10 protein-coding genes are annotated in these 8,629 nt (G+C 28.0%); 9 read left to right on the top strand and 1 reads right to left on the bottom strand.

Going from position 1 to position 8,629, the window contains the following annotated elements; translation table 11 throughout:
• Positions 1-53 precede the first annotated feature (53 nt).
• From BHW04_RS05490 to BHW04_RS05480, 3 genes are all read left to right on the top strand, one after another.
• The gene (locus BHW04_RS05490; RefSeq protein WP_302699143.1) at positions 54-419 is read left to right on the top strand and encodes a GNAT family N-acetyltransferase; all 366 of its coding nucleotides are present in this window, start codon (positions 54-56) and stop codon (positions 417-419) included.
• Between the two features lie 201 nt (positions 420-620).
• Positions 621-758 carry a hypothetical protein gene (locus BHW04_RS05485; RefSeq protein ID WP_302631288.1) on the top strand — a complete coding sequence of 46 codons (138 nt, stop codon included), beginning with the start codon at positions 621-623 and terminating at the stop codon, positions 756-758.
• Positions 759-774: 16 nt separating this feature from the next.
• Positions 775-1,680, top strand: coding sequence for a poly(ethylene terephthalate) hydrolase family protein (locus tag BHW04_RS05480; protein WP_302699142.1), 906 nt, complete (start codon positions 775-777; stop codon positions 1,678-1,680).
• Positions 1,681-1,977: 297 nt separating this feature from the next.
• On the opposite strand, the gene BHW04_RS05475 is transcribed toward BHW04_RS05480, so the two are convergent.
• Positions 1,978-2,238, bottom strand: a complete 261-nt coding sequence (locus BHW04_RS05475; protein ID WP_302633423.1) for a hypothetical protein — start codon at positions 2,236-2,238, stop codon at positions 1,978-1,980.
• A gap of 434 nt (positions 2,239-2,672) precedes the next feature.
• Here BHW04_RS05475 and BHW04_RS05470 point away from each other — a divergent pair, with 434 nt between their 5' ends.
• The 6 genes from BHW04_RS05470 to BHW04_RS05445 all read left to right on the top strand — a co-directional run bounded on the left by BHW04_RS05470 (position 2,673) and on the right by BHW04_RS05445 (position 8,531).
• A complete protein-coding gene (locus BHW04_RS05470; protein ID WP_022211485.1) occupies positions 2,673-3,740 on the top strand; it encodes a C45 family autoproteolytic acyltransferase/hydolase in 1,068 nt (355 codons plus the stop codon).
• Between the two features lie 175 nt (positions 3,741-3,915).
• Complete coding sequence (locus BHW04_RS05465) at positions 3,916-4,263, top strand: zinc ribbon domain-containing protein YjdM (RefSeq protein ID WP_186835513.1); 348 nt, start codon at positions 3,916-3,918, stop codon at positions 4,261-4,263.
• A 126-nt stretch (positions 4,264-4,389) separates the two neighbouring features.
• Positions 4,390-5,070: a Crp/Fnr family transcriptional regulator gene (locus BHW04_RS05460; protein ID WP_302699141.1), complete on the top strand. Its 681-nt coding sequence runs from the start codon at positions 4,390-4,392 to the stop codon at positions 5,068-5,070.
• Between the two features lie 103 nt (positions 5,071-5,173).
• A complete protein-coding gene (hcp, locus tag BHW04_RS05455; RefSeq protein ID WP_186835511.1) occupies positions 5,174-6,811 on the top strand; it encodes a hydroxylamine reductase in 1,638 nt (545 codons plus the stop codon).
• A gap of 260 nt (positions 6,812-7,071) precedes the next feature.
• Positions 7,072-8,265, top strand: coding sequence for a dicarboxylate/amino acid:cation symporter (locus tag BHW04_RS05450; RefSeq protein WP_022211489.1), 1,194 nt, complete (start codon positions 7,072-7,074; stop codon positions 8,263-8,265).
• A gap of 86 nt (positions 8,266-8,351) precedes the next feature.
• Complete coding sequence (locus BHW04_RS05445) at positions 8,352-8,531, top strand: hypothetical protein (RefSeq protein WP_022211490.1); 180 nt, start codon at positions 8,352-8,354, stop codon at positions 8,529-8,531.
• Positions 8,532-8,629 lie beyond the last annotated feature (98 nt).

Below are 8,629 nucleotides of genomic sequence, written 5' to 3'. Positions count from 1 at the left end.
ACATGACTCCAGATCAATGTGAATTATTAGCTAGAAGTGCAGCATAAAAAAGTTTGACTTTTTGTGTCCAAAATATTGACATAAGACCAGTTGATGGTGAAATGGTTGGAGGTGCTATTGTAGTAATTGATGAAGAAGCTCAGCATAATCATCTCGACTTGTTTTATGTTAAGTGTGGTATTCATAGTAAAGGTATTGGTAAGAGAATGTGGGATGAAATTGAAAAATTACATCCGGAAACAAAGGTATGGGAAACTTGTACACCTTATTTTGAGAGAAGAAACATTCATTTTTATGTAAATAGATGTGGATTTCATATAGTAGAATTTTTAAATGAAAAAAATCCTGGAGCTGATATGCCAGAAGATTTTATTGGTGATGGAGGACAGGGGATGTTTTTATTTAGGAAGCAAATGTAATGTGACAACTTCTAGTTTGTATAGATAGAAAATCTCACTTATTACTGATATGGAGAACCGTATCATAAATAAGTGAGGTTTTTATTTAAATTGTAAATAGAATAATGTTATAAGATATTAAAACTCTTACTTGTATTAAAATATGCAGGTAAGAGTTTTTATTTATAATAAAAGAGTAAAGTTTATTAAATAATAAAATTATTGGAGAATAATGTAGATTATAAATATTTTGAAGCAACACATTCAGGACACGGACTTCAAAATGATGATAAAATTTATAAAGAATATATGGAAACAGTGGAAGAATACCTTGATAAGTATATACCTGTAGAAAAATAATTAAGGAGGAGTAGAGATGAAAAAGCTGTTAAATATAATTGGAATATCTATTGTATTATTTATTGCACTGTTAGTCATAATATTATTTATACCAATGACACCCAATAACTATACTAAGGAAGTAAAAACAGGTGGAGATATTGAAATTAAATATTTATCAATGGGAGATTATAAAGTTAAGAAAGTAAAAAAAGATGGCTCAGAAATAACGAAGAAATATTATATTTATTATCCTGAAGAATTAAGTAATATCAATAAAAAATATCCAGTAGTAGTTATATTAAATGGTACTGGAGTTTTGCCTAAAAAGTATAAAGCATTATTCAAACATTTAGCTTCTTGGGGATTTGTAGTTATTGGCAATGATGATGGTAGCACAGGATTTGGCAAGTCTGCTGATGAAACAATAGATTTGATTATATCTGAAAATAGTAATAGTAACAGTATTTTTTATGGTAAATTAGATTTAGACAACATAGGTATAACAGGACATTCACAAGGTGGAGCAGGAGTGTTAACAGCAACTTCTATTATGGAATATAAGGACAAATACAAAACAGCAGTAGCTTTATCTCCAACACACGAAGAAATTTCACATCAGTTTGGGTGGAAATATGATTTAACTAAAATAAATATACCAATATTGATGATAGCAGGAACTAATGGATATTTTGAAACTCAATATGTAATACCAATTGAAAAAATGATTGAAATGTATAATAAGATACCATCATCAAAGGTAATGCTCAGAAGAATTGGAGCAAAACATGTACAAATGCTATATTCAGCAGATGGATATGTTACAGCATGGTTTATATGGCAATTACAAGGAGATGAAGAAGCGGGAAAAGCATTTATTGGAGATAATCCAGAAATAAGAAATAACAAATTATATCAAGATATTCAATTATCAGTGGAATAGTAAAAGTAAAAATGCTCTTTGACTAATAGAAGTAGCAACAATAATAACTACAAAAGGTATTAATTGTAAAAAATAGTAAAAACCTAGAAATGCTAGAAAGGGGGGATGAAGTAATAGTATCCGCAAGTGAAAAGTTTAAAATTATAAAACTAATAATTAATATTTTAGAGGTTAATAGAATTTAAAAAAGATGACTCCTGTTAAATACATAAATCATCTCTTAAATTAGTCTACTCTTTTTTAAACTGTCCTTGACAAGGGGTATAGTTTAAATATTCCAATATTTATTTTTAAATATTAATAATTAAATTTATTTTTTACAGCTTCAAAAACAGGTTCAAAACTACTTTGATTTTCATTAAATAGTTTTATTAACTCTTCTTTTGCTTTAATATATTTAGGATCACATTCATCATATTTAATTATTGCATTACCTTCCTTATGAAACTTCATAAATATTATTGGATGTTTTTTTGCAAATGACTCTAATTCTTCAATATGACGTTCTGCTTTTGTTGCTTTTTTCATCCACCTAAAAATATTTTCATAATTATTCATTTTATTCATCCTCCTTATTATAGCTTAAAATCAGTTGAATCATAAGTTTTTACTTTGGGTTCTCCAAAGTAAGCTTTTATACTTTTAACTTATGGATTATGATTTACATTTTTGTGTTGATGTTTAGTATTTTTCATTTTATTTGATAAAATAATATAACTTAAATTGGTCTTATGTCAATATATTGGACACAGAAACTCAAACTTTTTTATGTTGCACTTCTAGCTAATAATTAGCATTGTTCTGGTGTCATGTAATTAATAGAAGAGTGAAGCCTCGTTCTTATTGTAACCAACCATCAATATATTTAAATATAGCTATATTAGCTTAATCATAAAAAAATAATTTGTAAATAAAATAGTTTGATTATCAAAATAAAATAATGTATAATATCTTTAGCAAAGATAACTTATTAAAAAATAGGAGAAAAGTATATGAAGAAAAAATTAAAGATAATAGGTATTAGTACATTAGCATTAATATTAGCATTAGTTATTGGAGTAGGAGGATTGTTTTTTGGAGAGATTCGTACATTAGTATCTTTTAAACAATTAAATGAGCATCCTTTTTATGAAATGACTTATCATGCAGATTATAATTTAGATGAATTTTTAGTAAATGGAGCTGCAACAGATGATGATCTTGTAAGCTTTGTAACTAAGCAAGTATTAAAAGGAATTTCTTTTGATGTTAATCCAGATGGAGCTTGTAGCACTTTTGTTGCTACTAATTTAGAAGATGAAAATCTTTTTGGAAGAAATTTTGATTATGTACATTCTATAGGACTTATTGTTCGCACTCAACCTAAGAATGGATATAAGTCAATTTCTTTAGTTAATTTAAATCATTTAGGATTAAGTTTAGAAAATATGCCAACTAAGAATTTAATAAATCGTGTTATTACTTTAGCAGCACCATATGCACCATTAGATGGTATGAATGAAAAAGGACTTGCTATTGGTGTTCTTGTTATTGAAGATGGAAAAGTTCATCAAAATACTGGAAAAGTACCTATAACAACTACTTCAGCAATTCGTATGGTTTTAGATAAAGCGGCTACTGTTGATGAAGCTATTGAATTACTTAAAAATTATGATATGAATTCAAGTGGAGAAACAGGTTATCATTTTCAAATTGCAGATGCTACAGGAAATACAGCAGTTGTTGAATATATAAATAATGAAATGCATGTTTTAACTAAAGAAGAGGGATATACAGCAGCAACAAATTTTGTTCTTTATAACAATATGAATTCAGGATATGGACAAGACCGTTATGAAAAAATTAAAGCTAAGCAAGAAGAGACAAATGGAATAATGAGTGAAGATGAAGCAATGGATCTTTTACTTAGTGTACCATCACAGGGAGTAAGACAGGTTGAAGGTGGAGAAGGAATACCTTCAGATACACAATGGTCATGTGTGTATAATTTAGATGATTTAACATTACAAATTTGTACAACTAGAGATAAGTCTAGAACTTATAATTACTCATTAAAATAATGATATTGTTAATTCAGAAATCTTGAATTTTTGTTTGTATGATGATTGTTTGTCAATATTAAAAGAGTATGATAGTATATATAAGAATATAAGCAGAATTTTATATATTTCTATATTTTGCATATATTAATTGTAATTATACAATTACAAATGAAAATTATTGGAGGAATGAATAATGGATAAGTTACCAAATTGCCCTAAATGTAATTCGGAATATACATATGAAGATGGAAGCCTTTTAGTATGTCCTGAATGTGCTTATGAGTGGACTGCTGGTGCAGAAGTTGCTGGAGAAGCTCAAGAAGTAATCAAAGATGCAAATGGAAATGTATTAAACGATGGAGATACAGTTACAATAATAAAAGACCTTAAAGTTAAAGGTGCTTCATCTGCATTAAAGCAAGGTACAAAAGTAAAAAATATACGTTTACTTTATGGTGTATCTGATGGACATGATATTGATTGTAAAATAGATGGTTTTGGAGCTATGAAATTAAAATCATCAGTAGTTAAAAAAATATAGAAAAGATTCCGTATTAATAAGAACTTAATGCTTCAGAAATAAAGTTCATATTAATACGGTTTTTTTATATGTAATAATAAAAAAGTAGTATACTATAATTAAAACGAAAGATAAGAGTGGTGAAAAATGAAAGAAATAATAAATAATATTAAAGATAATGCACTTTTTTCTGGTATTAGTAGAGAAGAATTAGAAGAATTATTAAAACATTTAAATTATTATATAGAGAGATATCCTAAAGGTTCTATAATTTCACAGGAAGATGATAACTGTAATGCTATAGGTTTATTATTACAAGGAACAGCTAATATAGAAAGAATATATCCTAGTGGTAAATCTATAGTAATGAAGAAGCTTTCTTGTGGTGATGTATTTGGAGAGGCACTTATTTTTTCTAAAACTACTACGTATCCTGTAACAGTAATGGCAAATAGCAATTGTATAGTAGGGTATTTAAATAAAGAGGACATCATAAAATTATTTTCTTTAAATGATATTATATTAGAAAATTTTCTGATGCTTTTAAGTGATAAAGTTATTGTACTTAATAATAAGATTAAAAGTATTTCTTTAAAAAATATAAAGCAAAAAGTTGTAGATTATATTTTGCAAGAATATAAATCACAAAAACAACTAATAGTAAATTTAAAAATGAACAAAGAAGAAATAGCAAATTTTATAGGAATTCCGAGACCTTCTTTATCAAGAGAATTAATTAAGCTTAGAAAAGAAAAAATTATAGATTTTGATAGGAATAATATAACTATATTAGATATAGAGAAATTAGAAGAAATACTTTTTCATTGAAAAAATGAAAATAAACTTTGTAACAAATGTTACATATTTTATTTTAATTATAGTGTATTATATAGTATATATTTTGAAAATTAATTTTACGGGGGTTTAAGAAATGGAAAATAAAATGTTTTGTTTTCAATGTCAAGAAACAGCAGGATGTACAGGTTGCACTAAGTTTGGTGTTTGTGGAAAAAGCCCGGATTTAGCTAGAATGCAAGACCTTTTAATATATACAACTAAAGGGTTAAGTGAGATAACAACTAGATTAAGAGCTGAAGGACAAGCTATAGATGGAGCAGTTAATCACTTAATAACTATTAATTTATTTACAACAATAACTAATGCAAACTTTGATGATGAAGTATTCTACAGCAGAGTTAGAGAAACTTTAAATGTTAAGAATGAACTTATGGCAAAGTTAAAAGATACAGCAAACTTATCAGAAGCAGCTTTATGGGATGCATCTTCAAATGAAGAAATGGACAAGAAGTCTGATATAGGAGTTTTAGCAACTAAAGATGAAGATGTTAGAAGTTTAAGAGAACTTATAACTTATGGATTAAAAGGTATGTCAGCATACATGAAGCATGCTAATGCTTTAGGATATGATAGTGAAGAAGTTAATGCTTTCATGCAAAGCACATTAGCTAAGTTATTAGATGATTCTTTAACAATAGACGAACTTATAGCTTTAACTTTAGAAACAGGTAAAGTTGGTGTTGATGGTATGGCATTATTAGACCAAGCTAACACTGAAACTTATGGAAATCCTGAAATAACTAAAGTAAATATTGGAGTTAGAAATAATCCAGGTATCTTAGTATCAGGACATGACTTAAAAGATTTAGAATTATTATTAAAACAAACAGAAGGTACAGGAGTAGATGTATACACTCACTCAGAAATGTTACCAGCACATTACTATCCACATTTAAAGAAATATTCTCACTTAGTAGGAAACTATGGTAATGCATGGTGGAAACAAAAAGAAGAATTTGAAAGCTTTAATGGACCAATTCTTATGACTACTAACTGTATAGTACCACCTAAGGACTCATACAAAGATAGAGTATATACAACTGGAGCAGCTGGATATACAGGATGTACTCATATTAAAGGAGAAAGTGAAGATAATAAAGATTTCTCAGCAATAATAGAACATGCTAAGAAGTGCAAAGCTCCAACTGAAATTGAAACTGGAGAAATTGTTGGTGGATTTGCCCATGCTCAAGTATTTGCTTTAGCTGATAAAATTGTTGAAGCAGTAAAATCAGGAGCTATTAAGAAATTCTTCGTAATGGGTGGTTGCGATGGTAGAGCTAAATCAAGAAATTATTACACTGATTTTGCTAAGGCTCTTCCAAAGGATACTGTTATTTTAACTGCAGGATGTGCTAAATATAAATATAATAAATTAGATCTTGGAGATATCGGTGGAATTCCAAGAGTACTAGATGCAGGACAATGTAACGATTCATACTCATTAGCATTAATAGCATTAAAATTAAAAGAAATATTTGAACTTGAAGATATAAATGATTTACCAATAGCATTTAATATTGCTTGGTATGAACAAAAAGCAGTAATAGTATTATTATCATTACTATACTTAGGAGTGAAAAATATTCACTTAGGACCAACGCTTCCAGCATTCCTTTCACCTAATGTAGCTAAAGTATTAGTTGAAAACTTTGGTATTGGTGGAATAAATAATGTTGAAGATGATATAGAAATGTTTATGAACATGTAATATATTGAATTATCAAAAAGAACCTCTTGGTAAACAGCTAAGGGGTTCTTTTTACAATTGATGAAAAACTTATGCTTGATGAATATGGAATTAATAATATTATCAAGATAGAACTATCTAATTTATAATATAGAAAAGTTATTGAGGGAAGTTATTTAATAGTTTTTTCAAAAACTAATTGACATAAATTTCTACGCATTGTATATTGTAAGTATATAATAAACAGTTGTACGCCGTGAAAGTACAAAAGGGGGGTATTTATGAAAAAAATGTCTTTAATTTCAAGGATATTTATTTGTTTCTTTTTGGGTATTATCTTGGGGTTAGGATGCAATGGTATTGGTCTTTTATGGCCAGTAAGATTAGCAGCTACATTTAGTAGTATTTTTGGTAGCTTCTTATCCTTTGTTATTCCTTTAATAATAATAGGATTTATAGTTCCAGGAATAGCTACACTAGGTAAAAAGTCTGGAAAGGGTTTGCTACTTACAACAGTTATAGCTTATGTTTCAACTATAGTAGCAGGATTATTAGCGTATTTAGCAGGATCAGCCATTCTGCCTAATTTAATTAAGCAGGGAACATTAGCAGAAGGAGCAGCAGTTGAAGCTACTGCCTACTTTACAATAGATATACCTGCTATAATGGGGGTTATGTCTGCTTTAGTCTTAGCTTTTATTTTAGGTATTGGTATATCAAAAGTAAAAGATAGCTCTTTATTAAGGGTTTTTGAAGAGTTTAATGAAATAGTGCTTATGATAGTTAATAAAGTATTAATTCCTTTAGTACCAATATATATTGGTTGTATTTTTGCTAAATTAAGCTTCAGTGGAGAGATATTTACTACTCTTAAGTCTTTTGCCATAGTATATGCAGTATTATTTTCAGTGCAAGCTATATATATATTAATTCAATACAGTATAACTTCAATAATAAAGAAGGAAAATCCTATTAAGTTGATAAAAAATATGCTACCAGCATATTTTACAGCAATGGGGACACAATCATCAGCAGCTACTATTCCAGTAACTTTACAATGTGTAAAAAGAAATTCAGTTAGTGATGAAATAGCAGAATTTGTAGTTCCTTTAGGAGCGACAATACATCTAGCAGGAGATACAATAACTTTAGTAATAACTTCAATGGCTGTAATGTATATGAATGGACAAGTTCCAACATTATCTCAAGTATTACCATTCATTTTTATGCTTGGAATTACAATGATTGCAGCACCAGGAGTTCCAGGAGGTGGCGTAATGGCAGCACTTGGATTATTAGAAACAATGTTTGGCTTTGGTAGTATAGAAAAATCTATAATGATAGCTCTTCACGCAGCACAAGATAGCTTGGGAACAGCTACTAATATAACTGGTGATGGAGCAATTGCTATAATTGTAGATTATCTTATAAATAAGAAAAGTAATGAAAGTAAAGTAGAGTTAGAGTCAATTTAAATTCATTTTAAACAATATTTTAGTGAAAATAATGATATAATTAATGGTAACTATTATTGATTAATTTGATGAATGGAGGGCTAGATATGTTTACTAAAGAAGAACTTTTAGTAATTGAAGATGCATTAAATATTGCAGATGAAAAATATATTAAGCTTATGGAAGAAAGTAAGAATAATAAAAATAAGCTTGTAGCATATAACAGAAAACAAAAAAAACTATGGTTAGTTCAAAATAAATTAAAGAAGCTTTTACAAGAAAAATAATAAAAACATCCAGAGAGAAAGATTCTAATCTTACTTTCTGGATGTTTTTTTAATATATATATTTATCATAATCCACCTAATAAATTCAATATATACCA

The sequence above is a fragment of the Clostridium sp. 29_15 genome, from assembly GCF_001916075.1.
Taxonomy (GTDB): Bacteria; Bacillota; Clostridia; order Clostridiales; family Clostridiaceae; genus Clostridium; species Clostridium lentum.
Note: the sequence above shows the minus strand (reverse complement) of the source record. Positions and strands in the feature narration are given on the sequence as shown.